Annotated in this window: 1 protein-coding gene; it reads left to right on the top strand. The window is 69.2% G+C overall.

The window, feature by feature from the left end:
- Positions 1-53 precede the first annotated feature (53 nt).
- Positions 54-367 (top strand): DUF4153 domain-containing protein (locus AB0C16_RS40975; RefSeq protein ID WP_357691622.1); only part of this gene is annotated, 314 nt, incomplete at its 3' end.

Raw genomic sequence — 367 nt, 5'->3', positions numbered from 1 at the left:
GGCGTATGGACATGTATGTGGAGGCGTATGGGCTCACGCGACTGAGGATCTCGGTGCTTTCGGCCGAGCTGTGGCTCGGCCTGGTCATCGTGCTCATCATGGCGGCCGGGGTGTGGGGAGCCCGCTGGCTGCCGCGTGCCGTCGCGGCGAGTGCGGCCGCGGGGGTGCTCGTGTTCGGGTTCGTCTCACCGGACGGTCTGATCGCCGAGCGCAACGTCCAAAGGTACGAGGAGACCGGCAAGTTCGACCTCGACTACGCGCGCGACCTGTCCGCCGACGCCGTACCGGCCCTCGATGAGCTGAAGGAGCCGCTGCGTTCCTGCGCGCTGCGCGCCATCGCACGGGGTCTGGGTGAGGACGGCCCCTG

Origin of the sequence: Nonomuraea sp. NPDC048916, from assembly GCF_040649575.1 — a bacterium.
In the GTDB taxonomy this organism is placed as follows: Bacteria; Actinomycetota; Actinomycetes; order Streptosporangiales; family Streptosporangiaceae; genus Nonomuraea.
Note: the sequence above shows the minus strand (reverse complement) of the source record. Positions and strands in the feature narration are given on the sequence as shown.